An 18112-nucleotide genomic window follows, 5' to 3' on the forward strand; every position below is an offset into this window, starting at 1 on the left:
GGCGTGGACGTCCCCGGCAACCGTCAGGCCGCGTGCCCTACGGTTCCGGGCATGGACGGATGGCGGAACCCCGCGCGCTGGGCCCGGACGGGTCGGTGGCTGCTCGCGCCCACCGCCGTCCTCGACTGGTTCGCGCTCGTGCCGCAGGGCGTGTTCGTGGTGGCCTTCCTCGTCGCGGTCGTCGGGCTCGTCGGCATCGCTGCGGCGCTCGTCGTGCGCATGCTCCGTGGCAGCCTCGGGGGGATGGCAGCGCTCGGGGTGGTGATGCTCCTCGGCGGACTCGTCGTGCTGGCGCTCGACCCGTTCCCGGGCACGTTCCCGCTCATCGACTCCTGGTGGCCGGACGCCGTGACACAGCCGCAGCACGTGGGCAGCGCCTACTGGCGGCTCGCCGGACTCGGCGTCGAGCTGTGCGGGTTCGGACTGCTGGCGACGCTGCTCGTGGTCGCGCTGACACGTCCGGGGCGGCCGGCCTCACGCTGACGCGGGCTCGCGGTCCGGCGGCGCTGACGCGGCCTGGTGTCAGCGGCGGGTGAGCACCGCGACGCTGACGTCCGTGCCCGGAGCGGTCGCCAGCAGCGCCCGGACGCGGTCGACGAAGGCCGCCCCGCTCGGCTCGGTCGCCGCCATGGCCACCACGGCGCCGACGTCCGACGTCCCCGGCAGGCCGTACAGCCCCTCGGAGAACACCACGAGCCGGTCGCCCGCGTCGAGCACCAGGGTCTCGGACGACCGTCGCTCCGTCGGCGCGTGCAGGCCGAGCGGCAGGTCGAGGGAGCGCAGCACGTCGTGGCCGCCGTCCGCGCGCAGGTGGACGGCGAGACCGTGCCCGGCGTCCACGTGCTCGACGCGACCCGACGTCGGGTCGAGGCGCGCGTGGAAGAGCGAGACGACGGCGCCCGCAGCGTCCAGGTCGGCGGCGATCTGGGCCTCCAGGCCGAGGCCCCCGTCGCGGATCGAGCGGTCCGCGCGCGCGACGAGGGCCCCACGGACGTTGGCGGCCAGCAGGCCGGCGGCACGGCCGACCGCGGAGACGCATCCGATCGTCAGGTGGAGTGCGCCGTCGTCGGCGACGTGCCAGTCGGCGACGTCGCCGCCGTCCTCGTTCCGGGCGGTGACGACGTCGAGGTCGTAGCCAGGCACGGACACGGGCTCGGGGACGAGCCCGTCCAGGGTCTTCCGGACACGGTCGAGGTCGATGGCCTGGCCGAGCTCGCGTTCCGCCCAGCGGGCGAGGTCCTGCAGCAGCGCGAGGTCCTCGGGAGACAGCTCCCGCGGCCGCGGGTCCATGATGCAGAGCGTGCCGACGGGGGTGCCGTCCGGCATGGTCAGCGGGGCGCCGGCGTAGAAGCGGATGCCCGGCTCACCCGTGACCGCTGGCAGGGAGCTGAAGCGCGGGTCGAGGCTCGCGTCCGGCACGACCACCGGCTCGCCCTCCATCACCGTCGTCGAGCAGAAGACCATGCTCGCGGGGACGCTGCGGCCCTGCTCCCAGCCCTGCGTCGACTGCGCCGTCACCAGGTCGTGGTGCACCAGGTTGAGGAAGCTCAGGGGCACGCCGAACGCCTGCTGGGTCATGCGGGTGATGCGGTCGAACCGCTCCTCCGGGCCCCCGCCGAGGACGTCGAGCGCCTCGACGACGGCGTCCCGGTGGTCGGCGCCCTGATCCGTGGTGGTGGTCACGCGTCCTGTCTACCCGCACCGTCGCCCAGGAACCAGTCCCGCGGGTGGGGGTCGGCGGTCAGGTCACGGCGGTCCGTGGTCGGTGCCGCCCAGCCCGCGGCGTTGGCCAGGACCCGCTGGATGTCCGGGTGGTGGTACACGGGGTACTCCTGGTCGCCGGGCGAGAAGTAGAAGACCCGGCCGCGGCCGCGGCGGTAGGCGACACCCGAGCGGAACACCTCGCCGCCGGCGAACGTCGACAGGAAGACCTCCTCGTCGGGGCGGGGGATGTCGAAGTACTCGCCGTACATCTCCTGGCGGTCGATGACGATCGGGTGCGGGACGCCCTCGGCGATCGGGTGCTCAGGCGCGGTCGTCCAGACGAGCTCGCGCTCCCCGTCGTTGCGCCACTTCAGCGAGCAGGTGGTCCCCATCAGGCGGGTGAACGGCTTTGAGTAGTGCCCGGAGTGCAGCACCACGAGGCCCATGCCGGCGTGCACTGCGCGCACGACGCGGTCGACGACCTGGTCCGAGACCTCGTCGTGGGCGACGTGGCCCCACCAGAAGAGGACGTCGGTCGACGCCAGGCGTTCCGCGCTCAGGCCGTGCTCGGGCTCCTGCAGGGTGGCCGTCGTCACGTCGGCCTCGGGGTGGTGGGCGCGGACGGCGTCCGCGACGACGGTGTGGATGCCGTCGGGGTAGTGGCCGAGGACGGTGGCGTCGCCGCGGCTCTCGTGCACGTTCTCGTTCCAGACGACGATGTTCGTCATGCCGGTACCTCCATCTCGTGTCCGCTGGGGACGGTCGCGACGCTACCCGGTGCCCGGTGCTGGCGCCGGTCAGGCGCTGGCGCTGGCGCGGGCGCTGAGATCGCAGTTCGTGTCGCTTCCGGCATCCGGGACCCGACACGGAGTGCGATCTCAGCGGGGGTTCCCAAGCCGGGTCCGGGACCATGGAGGGCATGACGCCTCGATCCCTGTTCCGTGTCCTCGCGGTCGCCGAACTCGTGACCTGGACGATGCTCCTGGTGGGCATGCTGCTGAAGTACGCCGCCGGGCTGGGCGACCTGCCGGTGCGCATCGGCGGAAGCGTGCACGGCTTCGTGTTCCTGGCCTACCTCGTCGTGACGACGGTCGTCGCGGTCAACCAGCGGTGGTCGTTCGGCGCGACGCTGCTCGGCTGGGCCAGTGCCGTCGTGCCGTACACGACGCTGCCGTTCGAGGTCGGCGTCGCCCGCCGCGGCATGCTCGACGGTCCCTGGCGCCGGTCCGCGTCCGAGGGTCGGCGCCCCGGGGTCCTCGACCGCCTGCTCTTCGTCGTGGTGGCGCACCCGTTCCTGGCCGCGGTGGCCGGGGTGGTCCTGGTGGCGCTCGTCTTCGTGGTGCTGCTGACGATCGGCCCGCCGGTCCCGTCCCGCTGACGGGTCGCGACCGGTCAGGTCGGGCGGGGTGGCGGACGTGCGCACAGACGGACGGGAGGCCCGGTGCCAGCTGGCACCGGGCCTCCCGTCTGGGCGACTGGTCGCGCCTACAGCGCGGCGAGCACCGCGTTCAGCGTCGTGGACGGACGCATGATCGCGCTCGTCTTGGCGTCGTCGGGACGGTAGTAGCCGCCGATGTCGGCCGGAGCGCCCTGCACCGCGACGAGCTCGTCGACGATCGTCTGCTCCTTCGCCCCGAGCTCGCCTGCGATGTGCGAGAACGCGGCCGAGAGCTCCATGTCCTCGGTCTGCGCGGCGAGTTCCTCGGCCCAGTACTTCGCGAGGAAGAAGTGGCTGCCGCGGTTGTCGATCGAGCCGAGCTTGCGCCCGGGGGACTTGTCCTGCTCGAGGAAGGTCCCGGTGGCACGGTCGAGGGTCGCGCCGAGAATCTTCGCGCGCTGGTTGCCCGTGACGTCGGCCAGGTGCTCGAGGCTGACGGCGAGCGCCAGGAACTCCCCGAGGCTGTCCCATCGCAGGTAGTTCTGCTGCACGAGCTGCTGGACGTGCTTCGGCGCGGATCCACCGGCACCCGTCTCGAACAGCCCGCCACCGCCGAGCAGCGGAACGACCGAGAGCATCTTCGCCGAGGTGCCGAGCTCCATGATCGGGAACAGGTCGGTGAGGTAGTCGCGGAGCACGTTGCCGGTGACGGAGATGGTGTCCTCGCCGCGGCGGATGCGCTCGAGCGAGAACCGCATGGCGTCGACTGGGGAGAGCACCTGGATGTCGAGGCCGTCGGTGTCGTGCTCGCCGAGGTACCGGTGCACGAGCTCGATGAGGGCGGCGTCGTGCGAGCGGCTGTCGTCCAGCCAGAACACGGCAGGGGTCTCCGAGGCACGGGCACGGGTGACGGCGAGCTTGACCCAGTCGCGGATGGCGACGTCCTTGGTCTGGCAGGCACGCCAGATGTCACCCTGCGCGACCTGGTGCTCGATGACGACGTCACCGGCGGCGGTCGTGACGCGGACGGTGCCGTCGCCGGGGACCTCGAAGGTCTTGTCGTGGGAGCCGTACTCCTCGGCCTTCTGGGCCATGAGGCCGACGTTCGGCACCGAGCCCATGGTCGACGGGTCGAACGCGCCGTTGGCCCGGCAGTCCTCGATCACGGTCTGGTAGATGCCGGCGTAGCTGGAGTCCGGGATGACGGCGAGGGTGTCGTGCTCGTCGCCGTCCGGGCCCCACATGTGCCCGGAGGTGCGGATCATCGCGGGCATCGAGGCGTCCACGATGACGTCGCTCGGGACGTGGAGGTTCGTGATGCCCTTGTCCGAGTCCACCATCGCGAGCTCGGGGCCAGCGGCGATGCCCTCGGTGAAGGCCTGCTTGATCTCTGCGCCGTTCGGCAGGGCGTCGAGCCCGGTGAGGATCGAGTTGAGGCCGTCGTTCGGGGTGAGGCCGGCCGCGGCGAGGTCGGCGCCGTAGCGGTCGAAGACGTCCGGGAAGAAGGCGCGGATGACGTGGCCGAAGATGATCGGGTCCGAGATCTTCATCATCGTGGCCTTGAGGTGCACCGAGAACAGGATGCCCTCGTCAGCAGCGCGCTGGATCTGTGCGCGGAGGAACTGCTCGAGCGGCCCGACGCGCAGCACGGTGCCGTCGATGACCTCGCCCGACAGGACGGGGATCGACTGCTTGAGGACCTGCTCGGAGCCGTCTGCGCCGACGAAGGTGATCGTCAGGGTGTCGTCGGCGGGCGCGACCCACGTCTTCTCGTTGTCGCGGAAGTCGTCGTCGCCCATGGTGACGACGTTCGTCTTCGAGTCGGCGCTCCATGAACCCATGCGGTGCGGGTGCTTGCGGGCGTAGTTCTTCACCGACAGGGGTGCCCGGCGGTCGGAGTTGCCCTCGCGCAGGACCGGGTTGACGGCGCTGCCCTTGACGGTGTCGTACTTGGCGCGGACCTCGCGCTCAGCGTCGGTGCTGGGCTCGTCCGGGTAGTCGGGCAGGTCGTAGCCCTGCGACTGCAGCTCGGTGATCGCGACCTTGAGCTGGGGGATCGACGCCGAGATGTTCGGCAGCTTGATGATGTTGGCCTCTGGCGTCTTGGCGAGGGCACCCAGCTCGGCCAGGGCGTCGTCCACGCGCTGCTCAGCACTGAGCCGCTCGGGGAACAGCGCGATGATCCGGCCGGAGAGGGAGATGTCCCGCGTCTCGACGTCCACACCGGCGGTGCCGGCGAACGCCTGGATGACGGGGAGGAAGGAGTGGGTGGCGAGGAACGGCGCCTCGTCCGTGAGGGTGTAGATGATCTTGGCCATGCTGGCGGGTACTCCCTTGTTCGCGCGTCGGTGGCTCCACGCTACTCGCGGTGAGCAGTATCTCGACATCAAGATACATGGGCTGTGGACGAGGCCTCCGGGACGCCGACCTGTGGAGGGCGATCGGTGCCACCCTGGGCACGTGACAGAACTCCTCGTGGTCGGCATCGTCGCTCTGCTCGTCATCGCGGGCGCCGCCGTGCTCGGGCCTCGGATCGGCGTCGCCGCGCCCCTGGTCCTGGTGTCCGTCGGCATCGTGGCGAGCCTGGTGCCGTGGGTCCCGACCATCGAGGTGGACCCGGAGTGGATCCTCGCCGGGGTGCTGCCACCGCTGCTCTACTCGTCCGCCGTGTCGATGCCGACGATGAACTTCCGGCGGGAGTTCGGCGCGATCAGCGGCCTGTCGGTCGTGCTCGTCGTCGCGAGCTCCCTGGTGCTCGGGCTGTTCTTCGCCTGGGTGGTGCCCGACCTCGGCCTGGCGTGGGGCATCGCCCTCGGCGCGATCGTCAGCCCGACCGACGCGGTCGCGACGTCCATCGTGAAACAGACCTCGGTGTCCCGACGGGTCGTCGCGATCCTGGACGGCGAGTCGCTCCTCAACGACGCCACGGCGCTGGTGCTGCTCCGCACGGCGATCGTCGCCGCCGGCGCGACCTTCTCGTTCTGGGGCGCCGTCGGGGACTTCGCCTTCGCCGTCGCGGTGGCCGTCGCCATCGGCCTGGTCGTCGGCTGGCTCAACCTCGCCGTCCGCGCCCGCGTCGCGAACCCCACCGTCAACACGGCGCTGTCGTTCGCGGTGCCCTTCGTCGCCTCGATCCCCGCGGAGCACCTGCACGCCTCCGGCCTCGTGGCCGCCGTCGTGGCGGGACTGATCACGGGCATCCGGGCACCGCGCGTGCTCCCGCCGAACCACCGCCTGTCGGACGCGCAGAACTGGGGCACGGTCGAGTTCGTGCTCGAGGGCGCGGTCTTCCTGGTCATGGGGCTCGAGCTGGCCTCCATCATCGGTGACGTGCAGCGCGACCACGCCGGCATCGGACCAGCACTGCTGATCGCCGTCGGCGCCCTCGTGCTCACCGTGCTGGTGCGGGCCGCGTACGTCGTCCCGCTGCTGTTCGGCCTGACGCGGAGCGCTGCCCGCCAGGCGACGATGCAGGACCGCCTGCAGGACTACCGCAACGCCGACCGCGAGGCCGCGAGCGCCGCCCTGCAGGAGCACCGGCTCGGCAACCGCGCGCCGTCCGAACGGGACCTCGAGCGGTTCGGCAGCCGCGTCCGTCAGTTGCTCGCGGACATCCAGTACTTCCGGAAGGCCCCGCTCGGCTGGCGCGAGGGCACGACCGTGGTGTGGGCGGGGATGCGCGGTGCGGTGACGGTCGCCGCCGCCCAGACGCTGCCGGAGGGCACCCCGGAGCGGTCGCTGCTCGTGTTCGTCGCCTTCGCCGTCGCCGGGTTCTCCCTGCTGCTACAGGGCGGCACGATCGGTCCGCTGCTGCGACGGATCAGTCCCCCGGCAGCCGACCGAGCAGCGGCGGACGTCGAGGAGCGCGGTCGGCTGCTCGTGGTGATGCGCGCCGCGGCGGAGGCCACCCAGGCGGACGACCCCGCTCCGTCGACAGCACGCACCCGGGAGGAGCTCGAAGCCGCGGACCCGGCCGAACTGCGCGCGTGGCTCGGCCAGGAGAAGGTCCGACGGCTGCGGGTCCTGGACGCCCAGCGTGCAGCGCTGCTCGACGCCCGTGACGACGGCACGTTCGACGCCGAGGTGCTCGAGTCGGTGCTCAGGAACCTGGACGCCGAGCAGATCGCGCTCGAACTGCGGGGCGGTCCGGCCGCCTGACGCGGCACACCCGGGCCAGCCGTCTGACAAGGCACCCGGCCCGTCAGTGCCCGATCGTGATCCGGAAGACCCGCACACCGGCGGTCTGCAGCGCCGCCAGGCCGAGGCGCTTCCGCAGGTTCCGGAAGGGCCGCCGGAACCCGAACGGCGCCGCCGCAGCGCCCATCTGGTGCAGCACCTCGGTGGTGAGCGTCCGCTCGAGCTTCGGCGCCAGCCGCGTCGCACCGGACACCGTCACGACGATGCGGACGGCGTTCGGGGCCATCAGCGGCTCGATGCGCTCGGCGGCGTCCTGCGCGCGGTGGAAGGCGGGGTCGTCACCGGGACGGCGGATGGCGATGACCGCCAGCTCGGCCTCGGCGTGGTCGGTCGGGTCGGGCAGGTCGTTGACGCCGACCACCCGCATGCGTGTGGCGTCCACGCCGGCGCGGACGGCCGCGGCGCGGAGCACGGGCAGGAGCTCCTGTGTGCCGGCGAGGACCACCTCGGCGTGCTGCAGGTCCACAGGGTCGTGGCGTTCCCGGGGCGTTCGGGCCATGAGGGGTCCTTCCGCTTGAGTCCCCTGGACAGTACCGACGACGGGTGGAGAGCGCCCGCGTGCCGCTAGGTTGACGCCATGACGCCGACGCTGCGGACCGACCGAGGGCTCGACCGCCTCGTCAACTTCTCGGACGCCACCGTCGCGATCGCCATCACGCTGCTGCTCCTGCCGCTCGTCGACATCGCGAACGAGATCCAGCACGAGTCCCTCGGTGACCTGCTGGCCGAACACGTGGGCACGGTGATCGCGTTCTTCGTGAGCTTCGTCGTGATCTCGCGCCTGTGGCTCTCGCACCACCGCCTGTTCGAGGCCACGCGGTCGTACTCGACCCTGGTGCTGCGCGTGAACTTCGTCTGGCTCGCCAGCATCGCGTTCCTGCCGTTCGCGTCGAACCTCATCGCGCAGACGACCCACGACGCCCGCGTGAACGCGCTCTACATCGGCACGATCGCCGTCACCAGCCTGAGCATGACGGTGATGCAGTGGGCGATCTGGCGCGACCCGGAGCTCCTCCGCGAGGACGGCCGCGCGCTGCTGCACCCGATCGACGGCGCCGTGACGTTCATCTCGCTCGTGGTCGCCCTCGTCGGTGCTGTCCTCGTACCCGCCGGTGGGCCGTTCTGGCTCTTCCTGCTGGTCCCGGCCAGCTGGGTCTCGAGCTGGCTGGAACGGCGTCACCATGCGGGAGACCGGCACCGGCGCCGCACTCCTGACCGGTCCTGACGCCGATTGGGGGCTGTACAACCGGACAGCTTCGTGCAGAATGGTCGACGGCCATGACGACTCCACACGACGCAGACCAGCACCCGGGCACCCCGGTGGTGCACCTGACCCGTCGAGCGGCCCTGCAGGCCGAGCGCGAAGCCGCCGCAGCGCCAGTGACGCCGCAGGAACCACGCACGACTCCGGCGCCGGCGAAGGCACCGCGAGCGGCCGTGCCGGCGAAGGCCCCCAAGGCAGCGAAGGCAGCCCGGCCCGCGAAGGCCCCGAGAGCGCCGAAGGCCCCCAAGACTCCCAAGACCCCGACGGGGCCGAAGGCCATCAGCCCAGCGAACCCCGCAGCCCGCACCAGCGCCCCCGCCACCCGCACCCAGCGCACCAGCCGCCTCACCGTCGTGAGCGCGATCGCCGCCGTCGTGCTGTTCGCCTCGTCGGCGATGCCCGCGCACGCCAGCGCCAACACCTCCATGGCGACCTCGACCATCGCGCCGACGGTCCGCACGCAGGACTACGCCGTGACCCAGGCGGTCGCCAGCGCCTCGACCTCCCGCGACGGCTTCACGGTGAACGAGGCCAAGCAGGTCGTCGTCGCGGCCCCGAAGGGCACGGGCGCCCTCACCGCCGGCGCGGTCAACAGCGGCGCCGAGGTCACGATCGGTGGCGAGGTCCGCTCGCCGTTCCCCGGCCCGGTCCGGATGAGCTCGGGCTTCGGCTGGCGTTCGGCCCCCTGCGGCGCGTGCTCGTCGCTGCACCAGGGCCTCGACTTCAACCCCGGCATGGGCGCCCCGATCGGCGCGGTCGCCGCGGGGACCGTGCGCGTGTCCGGCACCTACTTCTCCTACGGCCAGACCGTGATCGTCGACCACGTCGTCGACGGCCGCAAGGTCTCCACGCTCTACGGGCACATGATCCCGGGCTCCTCGCCGCTCCGTGTCGGCGACAAGGTCGACGCCGGCCAGTTCCTCGGCAGCGTCGGGTCCTCGGGCGTCTCCACGGGTGCACACCTGCACCTCGAGGTCCTGATGGACGGCACCCTGCCGATCGACCCGCGCGCGTGGATCGAGTCGCACACGGGCCGCGCGCTCTAGGGCGTTCCACAGCACCACCGCGGCGGTCGCCCAGCTGACCTGTGCAGGCTCACAGGCATGGATGACCCCCGAAGTCCGAGCCCGCACCTCGACCCAGAACCGCACCGCTGATGGGCGCCGACACCTGGATCGCCTTCGCCCTCGTCGTCGTGTTCGTCCTGGTCGGCGGGGTGTTCGCCGCCGCCGAGATCGCCCTCGTCTCCCTCCGCGAGTCCCAGCTCCAGCAGCTCGAGCACCGCGGCTCCCGGGGCGCCCGTGTCGCCGCACTCGGTCGTGACCCGAACCGCTTCCTGTCCGCCGTGCAGATCGGCGTGACGGTCGCCGGTTTCTTCTCCGCCGCGTACGGTGCGTCCTCGATCGCCCCCGACGTGGCACCCGTCTTCCAGGGCCTCGGGCTGTCCCAGGCGACGGCCGAGACGGTCGCCCTGGTCGCGATGACGCTCGTCATCGCCTACCTGTCGCTCGTCTTCGGCGAACTGGTGCCGAAGCGTCTGGCCCTGCAGCGCGCCGAGGGCTTCTCGATGGCGGTCGCCCCGACGCTCGAACGCTTCGCCGTCCTGATGCGCCCGGTGATCTGGCTGCTGTCCGCCAGCACGAACGCGGTCGTCCGGCTGCTCGGCGGCGACCCCGACGCCCGCAGCGAGTCGATGAGCACCGAAGAGCTCCGCGGGCTGGTGTCCGACCACAGCGCCATCGACGAACAGGGCCGACGCATCGCCCGCAGTGCCCTCGACGCGCAGGGCCGGATCCTCCGCGAGTCCATGCGCCCCTGGTTCGACGTCGCGACGCTGGACCACGACCAGACGATCGCCGAGGCCACCGACCGGGCACTCGACCTCGGTCACACCCGCTACGTCGTGACCGGCGGCTCCCGCGACGAGGTCACGGGCTTCGTGCACCTCCGCGACCTCCTCCGACCGGAGGACCCTGCCGCATCGGTCGCCACGATCACCCGACCGGTCCCCGCGTTCCCGGAGACGAAGTCACTCTCGAGCACCATCACCGAGATGCGGACCGCCGGGCAGCAGATCGCCCTGGTCGTCGACGAGTACGGCGGCAGCGCTGGTATGGTCACGCTCGAGGCCCTGCTCGAGGACCTCGTCGGCCGCATCCGGGACGAGTACGACGCCCCGGTGTCCGACGGCGACGGCGTGGACGGCGCGACCGTCCTCGAGGACCTGCACGCCGACGGCGGACCGGCCCTGCCCGACGGCGACTACGAGACGGTCGGCGGGCTGGTGCAGGTGCACCTGGACCGCGTCCCGGCCGTCGGCGACGTCGTCGAGGTCGGCGACCACCGTCTCGAGGTGACCGCCATGGACGGTCACCGCGTCGCCAGCGTGACGATCGCGACCAGATAACGGACAGGAGGCTCGGTACCAGCTGGCACCGAGCCTCCAGTCCGGCAGATGGGGGTCTGAGCAGCCGGGCCGCTAGAAGTCGGTGCCCCGACTCACGGACTCCCACGCGTCGACCTCGGCGCGCAGCGCGTCCAGCGCGGCGCGGAAGCCGTCCGACGCGTCGTTGCCGAGGAGCAGCATGAACGGCGTCTGGTCGGCCTCGACCGCGGTGATGAGCGCCTGCGCGGCCTTGGCCGGGTCGCCGGCCTGCGTGCCGTGCGCGGTGTCGTGCTCGATCCGACGCTTGCCGGCGGTGTCGGCGTAGGCCTCGATCGGCGTGGCGGACTGCGTCAGCGAGCGCCCCGCGAAGTCCGTGCGGAAGCCACCCGGCTCGACGACCATGACGTCGATGCCGAGCGGGGCGAGCTCCTTGCGGAGCGAGAGCGACAGGGCCTCCAGTGCTGCCTTGACCGCCGCGTAGTAGCCGGAGCCCTCGGGCGAGATGCGGGCGCCGATCGAGGAGATGTTCACGATCGTGCCGGTCCCGCGGGCCCGCATCCCGGGCAGCACGGCGCGGATCAGGCCCGTCGGGCCGTGGACGTGGGTGTCGAAGAGGGTCTGGACGGCCTCGGGCTCGCCCTCCTCGACGGCGGCGCGGTAGCCGTAGCCAGCGTTGTTCACGAGCACGTCGATGCGGCCGAAGCGCTCCTCGGCGGCGGCGACCGCGGCCGTGACGGCAGCGGGGTCGGTGACGTCGAGCGCCAGGGCGAGTGCGCGGTCGGGGGCGGTGTCGGCGATGTCCTGCACGCGGGAGGCGTCACGAGCGGTCACGACGACGGAGCCCCCCGCAGCGAGGACGGCCTCAGCGAACGCGCGCCCGAGTCCGGTGGAACAGCCGGTGATGAACCAGGTGGTGTCGGTCATGGCTCCATGCAACGCCCTCGGTCCGGTGTGTGCCAGGGGCGGCGGGGCCAGGTACGGCCAGTGCCTGTCTCGCGCACGGCACCAGGACGTAGCCTGGGCCGCATGGGTATCGACGTGCGCGGGGAGATCCGCGACTTCCTGTCCACGCGGCGGGCTCGGATCTCGCCAGAGCAGGCGGGCATGCCGTCCTTCGGCGGTGGGGTCCGACGGGTACCCGGGCTGCGGCGGCACGAGGTCGCGATGCTCGCCGGCGTCAGTGTCGACTACTACACGCGGCTCGAGCGCGGCACGCTGAAGGGCGTGTCGGACAGCGTGCTCGAGGGGCTCGCGCGGGCGCTGCAGCTCGACGAGGACGAGCGCACCCACCTGTGGGACCTCGCCCGGCTGGCGAACTCCGGCGTGAAGACCATGCACAAGACCATGCCGACCCGGGTCCGTCCGGGCGTGCAACGGCTGCTCGACGCGATCACCGGTGCGCCGGCGTGGGTGCGGAACGAGCGCGGGGACGTCCTCGCCGCGAACGAGCTCGGCCGTGCGCTGTACGCGCCGATGTTCGCCGGACCCGGTCGCCCGGTGAACTCCGCCCGCTTCACGTTCCTCGACCCCGCCGCCCGGACGTTCTTCGTCGACTGGCCCCAGACCGCGCGGGACTCCGTCGCGATCCTGCGTGCCGCGGCCGTCGCCAACCCCTGCGAGCCCGGGCTCGTGACGCTCGTCGGGGAGCTCTCCACCCGCAGCGAGGAGTTCCGCTCGTGGTGGGCCGAGCACGACGTCCGCCTGCACCGCACCGGCAAGAAGCGGATCAGCCACCCGGTCGTGGGCGCGCTCGAGCTGGACTACGAGGCGCTCGACCTGGTCGCCGACCAGGGCCTGACGATGTTCACCTACAGCGCCGAACCGGGCTCGGAGTCGGAGCGCTCGCTCGCCCTCCTCGGGACCTGGGCGGCGACCGAACGCGCGGAGCAGCTCGCCGCGGCCCGGGCCACGGAGTCCGAGTCGGTCGACTGACGAGTCCGCTCGGCCCCGCCGTAGGCTGAGCCGCGTGACCAGGCGAGCAGACGGATCGACCGAGGACGTCGGCCGCACTCCGACCGGCACCGACAGCGCCCGGTGGCGCCGCCCGGAACCCGCCCTCGCCCGGGCGCTCAAGGCCGCACTCGGGGACGCCCGCACGGTGCTGCACGTCGGCACCGGGGCCGTGTCGTACGAGCCGCACGGCCGTGACGTCACCACGCACGAGCCCACGACCGACGCTCTGCCCTTCCCCGACGACACGTTCGACGCTGCGATGACCGCGTTCACCATCCCCCGATGGGAGGACCTCGAGCGTGGACTGGCCGAGATGCGGCGCGTGACGCGCGGCCCGGTCGTCGTGCTGACGCGGGACCCCGCCCGGATCCAGGACTCCTGGCTCGCCGAGTACGCCCCAGAGGTCACGGCCGCCGACGCCCGCCGCCACCCGAGCCTGGACCGCCTCGCAGACGCCCTCGGAGGGGACGTCACCACGACCCGCGTGCCGATCCCCTTCACGTGCGTCGACGGGTTCTCCGAGGCGTACTACGGCCGACCGGAGCGGCTGCTCGACCCGGCCGCGCGACGAGCCGACGACGCCTGGGGGCTCGTCGACGAGATGAGCGCCGCGCGCTCGGTCGCCGCACTCCGCACGGCGCTCGAGTCCGGCGCGTGGGACGACCGCCACGGTGCACTCCGGGTCCGCCCGTCCCACGACGGCTCCGTGGTGCTGCTCACCGCGCTGCCCTGACCGCACGGACCGTCTGTCTTGACACGGCCTCGTAGGATCGACCCCGTGAGCAACCGTTCCCAGGAGGTCGTCGGCGTCCACGCCGGCATCAGGGCCTGACGCCCCGGGTCACGTCGTCGACGTGGCCCCACTCGTCGTCCCCTCCCAGAACACCCGCCCGGTGCGGCGCACGAGCGCCCCGGGTGGCATCACAGAAGGCCCACCATGCTGCCCATCAGCGAGAAGACCATCCGCGCGTCCTTCGTCAACGCCTCCCGCAAGGAGACGAGCGACATGACGCTCCCCGCCGACTTCGCGACCCTGGACTGGGACGCGCTCGACTTCCTCGGGTGGCGCGACCCGAAGAGCCCCCGTCGTGCATCCGTCGTCGTGCCCACCCTCGAGGGCGAGCTCATCGGCATCCTGCTCCGGCAGGCCGAGGCCTCGCCGCGTTCCCGGGCCCAGTGCTCGTGGTGCCAGGACGTGAAGCTGCCGAACGACGTGGTGTTCTACAGCGCCAAGCGGTCGGGCCCGGCCGGGCGCAACGGCAACACCGTCGGCACGCTCGTCTGCCAGGACTTCCAGTGCTCGGCGAACGTCCGGAAGGCCCCGCCACTGGCCTACGAGGGCTTCGACGTCGAGGCCGCCCGGCTCCGCCGGATCGAGGACCTGCAGCTCCGCGCGGCCGCTTTCGCCACCGACTTGTAGCCGGGAGGCTCTCCCCGCCCCCGGCAGGAGGTCGAAACGCGCGTAGAGGGTCGGTTTCTCCGACCCCCTACGCGCGATCCCGCATCCCACCGCGATCGCGATGGGAAACGCCGGTCAGCGGTCGATGCTCGACATGTCGGGGTAGCGGTCACCGGTCGGAGCGGGCAGGGCCGAGAGGCGCTCGACCTGCTCCGCGCTCAGGGTGAGGTCCGCCGCAGCGACGTTCTCCTCGAGGCGGGAGACGCGCTTCGTGCCGGGGATCGGCACGACGTCGTCGCCCTGCGCGAGCAGCCAGGCGAGGGCGACCTGGGCGGGGGTGCCGCCGACCTCGTCCGCGACGTGCTTGACCTCGTCGACGATGCGCATGTTCGTCTCGAAGGCCTCCTGCTGGAAGCGGGGGTTCGCCAGGCGGAAGTCGTCGGCGTCGAGGTCCGAGGGCTTCGTGATCGCGCCGGTGAGGAACCCGCGGCCGAGCGGCGAGTAGGGGACCAGGCCGATGCCGAGCTCGCGGAGGGTGTCGAGCACGTCACCCTCGGGGTCGCGCGTCCACAGGGAGTACTCGCTCTGCAGGGCCGTGATCTGGTGGACGGCGTTCGCCCGGCGGATCGTCGCAGCGCTCGCCTCGGAGAGTCCGATGTGGCGGATCTTGCCCTCCTGGACGAACTCGGCGAGCTGGCCGACGACGTCCTCGATCGGGACCGCCGGGTCGACGCGGTGCTGGTAGTAGAGGTCGATGTGGTCGGTGCCGAGGCGGCGGAGCGACCCCTCGAGGGCCTCCCGCACGGACTGCGGCGCGGAGCTGATGCCGCGGCCGCGGGCCGGGGTCGCCTCGCCGGCCTCGTGGGTGATGAGGCCGAACTTCGTCGCGATGACGACGTCGTCGCGACGGTCGGCGAGGGCCCGGCGGAGGAGCTCCTCGTTCGTGTAGGGGCCGTACGCCTCGGCGGTGTCGAAGAGCGTCACACCGAGGTCGATCGCGCGGTGGATGGTGCGGACCGACTCGTCGTCGTCCGTGCCGGCGCCGGTGTAGAAGGCGCTCATCCCCATCGTTCCGAGGCCGATCGGGCCGACCTCGAGGTCACTGAGCTTGCGTGTCTGCATGCACCCCGGTCTACTCCGCCCGCCCGTGTCGGAGGGAGGCCCCGGTCGTACCCGTCACGAGCGACCCCGGCGGAGCCGCCCCCGGAATCCGGACAGCCGCAGGGGCGGAGTTCCCGGAGCGCACCGTGGTTCTGCGACCATGTCGGACGTGAGCGTGAACCCGGTGTCAGGGCCCCCGTCCCCGTACCTCCGGTTCCGGAGGGCGACGACCAGCGCCCGGCGTGGCCCCGAGCTGGACCAGGTGTACGGCACCGGCGGCGGGGTCGGCAGTGTCCTCGAACAGTTCCGGTACGCCGGGGCCGGTGACGCTGACGTCTCGTTCCGGGGCGCGAGCGTCGAGGGGACCCGTGCCGGCACCATGCAGCGCCGGCCGGACCACATCGTCTTCTGGATCGGCGACGGCACCGCCACCATCACCTCGGCGCACGGCGGGACCATCGTCGTGACACCCGGGCGTCCGCTGTTCCTGTCGGCCGGCACGGTCTACGACTTCACGGCTGCCACGTCGAGGGTCACGTTGCTGCACCTGTCCGACGCGATCCTGCGAGCGGCGGTCGGAGCGCAGGACGGTGTCGCCCAGGACCTGCTGTTCGAGGAGCTGCCCCACGACGACCACGCCCTGCACCGGCTCCGAGCCGTGCTCGACGTGTCGACCGCGGGGCTCGTCAGCGCGGACACCTCCGCTGACGCGCGTGCGTCGCTGAACGACCAGGTCGTGGCCGCGGTGCTCGCGGCCTTCCCGCGGCGCGAGCACGACCCGGTGGCTCCCGCACCGGTCGGGCGCGCGATCGCGTTCATGCACGAGCACGCCCACCGGGAGCTGTCCGTGCAGGAGGTCGCCGAGGCCGCCGGCCTGAGCGTCCGCGGGCTGCAGGACGCGTTCACCCGGGAGCTGCAGACGTCCCCGATGAACCACCTCCGCGCGCTCCGTCTCGACGGCGTCCACGCCGACCTGGCGAGCGGGTGCGTCGACTCGATCTCGGACGTCGCTCACGCGTGGCAGTTCCACCACCAGGGACGGTTCGCATCGAGCTACGCCGCCCGCTTCGGGGAGAAGCCCAGCGCCACCCTGCGATCGGCGAAGGCCAGTCGACCCTGACCAGCACCGCGGGGTAGACAGGTACCGTGACGGAACCACTGGGGAGCTCGACCACACGCAGGGGACTCATCGCCGGGGGTCTCGGGCTCGGCATCGCCGGGGTCCTGGCCGCGTGCAGCGGGGGGTCGCCGGCGCCGACGCCGTCCGGCACACGGACCTCGGGAGCGAGCGGCACGCCGATGCCCAGCGCGAGCGCCCCGTCGACGGGTTCCGGCCCGGACAGCTGGGACGCCCTGGCCGCGGCGACCACCGGGGCGCTGCTCCGCTCGGGCGCCCGGGGCTGGGACACGGCGCGTGTGCTCGAGAACCCGCGGTACGACGACGCCGACCCGCAGGGCATCCTCCGCGTGGCGAACGCCGACGACGTCGTCGCCGGCCTCGCCTTCGCCAGGAACACCCGCACGCCGGTCGCGCTGCGGGCCGGCGGGCACTCGTACACCGGGTGGTCGGCCGGCGGCGCTGCCGGCACGGACGTCCCGCGCTCGCTCGTGATCAGCACCGCGGGGCTCGACGACGTCCAGGTGTCGGGGGAGTCGGTCACGATCGGCCCCGGCGCACAGCTCGCCGACGTCTACGCGACCCTGGCGGAGGCCGGGCGCGCGATCGGCTCGGGGTCGTGCCCGACGGTCGGCATCGGCGGCCTGACGCTCGGCGGGGGCGTCGGCGTGCTCGTCCGCTCGTTCGGCCTGACCTCGGACCAGCTCACCGGAGCGACGATCGTCACGGCGGACGGCGCCGTGCACGAGGTCTCGTCGACCCGCGACCCCGACCTGTTCTGGGCCTGCCGTGGTGGGGGCGGCGGGACGGTGGGCGTCGTGACGAGCCTGACGTTCCGGACCCAGCCCGCGCCTCCCGTCCTGCTCTTCGGCATCTCCTTCCCATGGTCGGCCGCCGCTGCGGTGGTGCGCGCGTGGCAGGACTGGGCGCCGACGGCGGACCGGCAGCTGTGGTCGACGCTGAAGCTCCTGGGCGGCGCACGGCATGCCGGCGGCCCGTCCGTCACGGTGTCCGGCGTGTGGACCGGCACGAAGTCGGGCGCGGACGCCTCCGTCGACGGGTTCATCGCCGCGACCGGGGCGACGCCGACACGACACACGGCCGACGAGCTGACGTACGGCCAGGCGATGCAGCAGCTCGCCGGCAAGCCGGTGCGGGTGTCCGAGGCGGCGACGTCGTCGATCGGCACCGCGGCACTGTCCGACGCCCAGATCGCGGTCCTCGTGCAGCAGGCCGAACGGTCCGGGTCGGTCGACGGCATGGAGGAGGGCGGCGTGTCCCTCGACGCCCTCGGCGGTGTCGTGGCGGACGTCGGGCGGACCGACACCCCCTTCCCGTGGCGCTCGGCGCTGTGCACCGTGCAGTACACGGCCGTGTTCGCGGACGGCGCGGACCCGGCGCCGTTCGACCAGTACGTGCGGGGCTTCCGTGCCGCGATGCGTCCCGCGTGGGGTGACGGCGCGTACGCGAACTACTGCGACGCAGCGATCACGGACCCGTCGGCGTACTTCGACGTGAACACCTCGCGGCTGCACCGCATCGCCGAGCAGGCCGACCCGGACGGGGTGTTCGCGCAGCCGAACTGGGTCTGACCCGGCGGCAGGCCCCGTCCT

Annotated in this window: 17 protein-coding genes; 11 read left to right on the forward strand and 6 right to left on the reverse strand. The window is 72.4% G+C overall.

Features of this window, described 5'->3' with window-relative positions:
• The first annotated feature begins 51 nt into the window (after positions 1 to 51).
• Entirely contained in the window at positions 52 to 483 is a 432-nt protein-coding gene (locus ITJ54_RS06240; protein WP_194626633.1) for a hypothetical protein, read from the forward strand.
• 39 nt (positions 484 to 522) lie between these two features.
• Here ITJ54_RS06240 and ITJ54_RS18250 read toward each other — a convergent pair whose 3' ends face one another.
• Positions 523 to 1683, reverse strand: a complete 1161-nt coding sequence (locus ITJ54_RS18250) for a PP2C family protein-serine/threonine phosphatase (RefSeq protein ID WP_194626635.1) — start codon at positions 1681 to 1683, stop codon at positions 523 to 525.
• Positions 1680 to 2432 carry a ThuA domain-containing protein gene (locus ITJ54_RS06250; protein ID WP_194626636.1) on the reverse strand — a complete coding sequence of 251 codons (753 nt, stop codon included), beginning with the start codon at positions 2430 to 2432 and terminating at the stop codon, positions 1680 to 1682. Before ITJ54_RS06250 ends, ITJ54_RS18250 begins: the two co-directional genes overlap by 4 nt.
• A gap of 191 nt (positions 2433 to 2623) precedes the next feature.
• On the opposite strand from ITJ54_RS06250, the gene ITJ54_RS06255 reads away from it, so the two are divergent.
• Positions 2624 to 3082 (forward strand): DUF3817 domain-containing protein, encoded by a 459-nt coding sequence (locus tag ITJ54_RS06255; protein WP_194626637.1) that lies wholly within the window; start codon positions 2624 to 2626, stop codon positions 3080 to 3082.
• A gap of 107 nt (positions 3083 to 3189) precedes the next feature.
• On the opposite strand, the gene ITJ54_RS06260 is transcribed toward ITJ54_RS06255, so the two are convergent.
• On the reverse strand, positions 3190 to 5400 hold the full coding sequence (locus ITJ54_RS06260; RefSeq protein ID WP_194626638.1) for an NADP-dependent isocitrate dehydrogenase: 2211 nt from the start codon (positions 5398 to 5400) through the stop codon (positions 3190 to 3192).
• 142 nt (positions 5401 to 5542) lie between these two features.
• Between ITJ54_RS06260 and ITJ54_RS06265 the strand changes: the two genes are divergently transcribed.
• Positions 5543 to 7240 carry a cation:proton antiporter gene (locus ITJ54_RS06265; protein ID WP_194626639.1) on the forward strand — a complete coding sequence of 566 codons (1698 nt, stop codon included), beginning with the start codon at positions 5543 to 5545 and terminating at the stop codon, positions 7238 to 7240.
• A gap of 43 nt (positions 7241 to 7283) precedes the next feature.
• Here the strand turns inward: ITJ54_RS06265 and ITJ54_RS06270 are convergent, their stop codons facing one another.
• Positions 7284 to 7778 (reverse strand): hypothetical protein, encoded by a 495-nt coding sequence (locus ITJ54_RS06270; RefSeq protein WP_194626640.1) that lies wholly within the window; start codon positions 7776 to 7778, stop codon positions 7284 to 7286.
• Between the two features lie 78 nt (positions 7779 to 7856).
• Between ITJ54_RS06270 and ITJ54_RS06275 the strand changes: the two genes are divergently transcribed.
• The 3 genes from ITJ54_RS06275 (at position 7857) to ITJ54_RS06285 (ending at position 10950) form a co-directional block, all read left to right on the forward strand.
• Positions 7857 to 8504 carry a TMEM175 family protein gene (locus ITJ54_RS06275; protein WP_194626641.1) on the forward strand — a complete coding sequence of 216 codons (648 nt, stop codon included), beginning with the start codon at positions 7857 to 7859 and terminating at the stop codon, positions 8502 to 8504.
• 53 nt (positions 8505 to 8557) lie between these two features.
• Complete coding sequence (locus tag ITJ54_RS06280) at positions 8558 to 9589, forward strand: M23 family metallopeptidase (protein WP_194626643.1); 1032 nt, start codon at positions 8558 to 8560, stop codon at positions 9587 to 9589.
• Positions 9590 to 9699: 110 nt separating this feature from the next.
• The gene (locus ITJ54_RS06285) at positions 9700 to 10950 is read left to right on the forward strand and encodes a hemolysin family protein (RefSeq protein ID WP_194626645.1); all 1251 of its coding nucleotides are present in this window, start codon (positions 9700 to 9702) and stop codon (positions 10948 to 10950) included.
• Positions 10951 to 11022: 72 nt separating this feature from the next.
• Here ITJ54_RS06285 and ITJ54_RS06290 read toward each other — a convergent pair whose 3' ends face one another.
• Positions 11023 to 11853, reverse strand: a complete 831-nt coding sequence (locus ITJ54_RS06290) for an oxidoreductase (protein ID WP_194626647.1) — start codon at positions 11851 to 11853, stop codon at positions 11023 to 11025.
• 102 nt (positions 11854 to 11955) lie between these two features.
• Here ITJ54_RS06290 and ITJ54_RS06295 point away from each other — a divergent pair, with 102 nt between their 5' ends.
• The 3 genes from ITJ54_RS06295 (at position 11956) to ITJ54_RS06305 (ending at position 14302) form a co-directional block, all read left to right on the forward strand.
• Complete coding sequence (locus ITJ54_RS06295; protein ID WP_194626649.1) at positions 11956 to 12861, forward strand: helix-turn-helix transcriptional regulator; 906 nt, start codon at positions 11956 to 11958, stop codon at positions 12859 to 12861.
• A gap of 34 nt (positions 12862 to 12895) precedes the next feature.
• Positions 12896 to 13615 (forward strand): methyltransferase domain-containing protein, encoded by a 720-nt coding sequence (locus ITJ54_RS06300; protein WP_194626651.1) that lies wholly within the window; start codon positions 12896 to 12898, stop codon positions 13613 to 13615.
• A gap of 204 nt (positions 13616 to 13819) precedes the next feature.
• Entirely contained in the window at positions 13820 to 14302 is a 483-nt protein-coding gene (locus ITJ54_RS06305; RefSeq protein WP_194626652.1) for an FBP domain-containing protein, read from the forward strand.
• Between the two features lie 114 nt (positions 14303 to 14416).
• On the opposite strand, the gene ITJ54_RS06310 is transcribed toward ITJ54_RS06305, so the two are convergent.
• The gene (locus tag ITJ54_RS06310) at positions 14417 to 15403 is read right to left on the reverse strand and encodes an aldo/keto reductase (RefSeq protein WP_194626653.1); all 987 of its coding nucleotides are present in this window, start codon (positions 15401 to 15403) and stop codon (positions 14417 to 14419) included.
• A 148-nt stretch (positions 15404 to 15551) separates the two neighbouring features.
• On the opposite strand from ITJ54_RS06310, the gene ITJ54_RS18255 reads away from it, so the two are divergent.
• Both ITJ54_RS18255 and ITJ54_RS06320 read left to right on the forward strand, forming a co-directional pair.
• Complete coding sequence (locus tag ITJ54_RS18255; protein WP_194626654.1) at positions 15552 to 16502, forward strand: helix-turn-helix transcriptional regulator; 951 nt, start codon at positions 15552 to 15554, stop codon at positions 16500 to 16502.
• 26 nt (positions 16503 to 16528) lie between these two features.
• A complete protein-coding gene (locus ITJ54_RS06320; protein ID WP_194626655.1) occupies positions 16529 to 18091 on the forward strand; it encodes an FAD-binding oxidoreductase in 1563 nt (520 codons plus the stop codon).
• The last annotated feature ends 21 nt before the right edge of the window (positions 18092 to 18112 follow it).

This window comes from Curtobacterium sp. VKM Ac-2865, from assembly GCF_015350905.1.
In the GTDB taxonomy this organism is placed as follows: domain Bacteria; phylum Actinomycetota; class Actinomycetes; order Actinomycetales; family Microbacteriaceae; genus Curtobacterium.

Excerpts from the sequence above, each read along its gene's own strand:
- ITJ54_RS06240 (WP_194626633.1), top strand. The coding sequence starts at position 52 with ATGGACGGATGGCGGAACCCCGCGCGCTGGGCCCGGACGGGTCGGTGG.
- ITJ54_RS06310 (WP_194626653.1), bottom strand. The coding sequence starts at position 15,403 with ATGCAGACACGCAAGCTCAGTGACCTCGAGGTCGGCCCGATCGGCCTC.
- ITJ54_RS06295 (WP_194626649.1), top strand. The coding sequence starts at position 11,956 with ATGGGTATCGACGTGCGCGGGGAGATCCGCGACTTCCTGTCCACGCGG.
- ITJ54_RS06250 (WP_194626636.1), bottom strand. The coding sequence starts at position 2,432 with ATGACGAACATCGTCGTCTGGAACGAGAACGTGCACGAGAGCCGCGGC.
- ITJ54_RS06290 (WP_194626647.1), bottom strand. The coding sequence starts at position 11,853 with ATGACCGACACCACCTGGTTCATCACCGGCTGTTCCACCGGACTCGGG.
- ITJ54_RS06305 (WP_194626652.1), top strand. The coding sequence starts at position 13,820 with ATGCTGCCCATCAGCGAGAAGACCATCCGCGCGTCCTTCGTCAACGCC.
- ITJ54_RS06255 (WP_194626637.1), top strand. The coding sequence starts at position 2,624 with ATGACGCCTCGATCCCTGTTCCGTGTCCTCGCGGTCGCCGAACTCGTG.
- ITJ54_RS06280 (WP_194626643.1), top strand. The coding sequence starts at position 8,558 with ATGACGACTCCACACGACGCAGACCAGCACCCGGGCACCCCGGTGGTG.
- ITJ54_RS06275 (WP_194626641.1), top strand. The coding sequence starts at position 7,857 with ATGACGCCGACGCTGCGGACCGACCGAGGGCTCGACCGCCTCGTCAAC.
- ITJ54_RS06285 (WP_194626645.1), top strand. The coding sequence starts at position 9,700 with ATGGGCGCCGACACCTGGATCGCCTTCGCCCTCGTCGTCGTGTTCGTC.
- ITJ54_RS06270 (WP_194626640.1), bottom strand. The coding sequence starts at position 7,778 with ATGGCCCGAACGCCCCGGGAACGCCACGACCCTGTGGACCTGCAGCAC.
- ITJ54_RS06260 (WP_194626638.1), bottom strand. The coding sequence starts at position 5,400 with ATGGCCAAGATCATCTACACCCTCACGGACGAGGCGCCGTTCCTCGCC.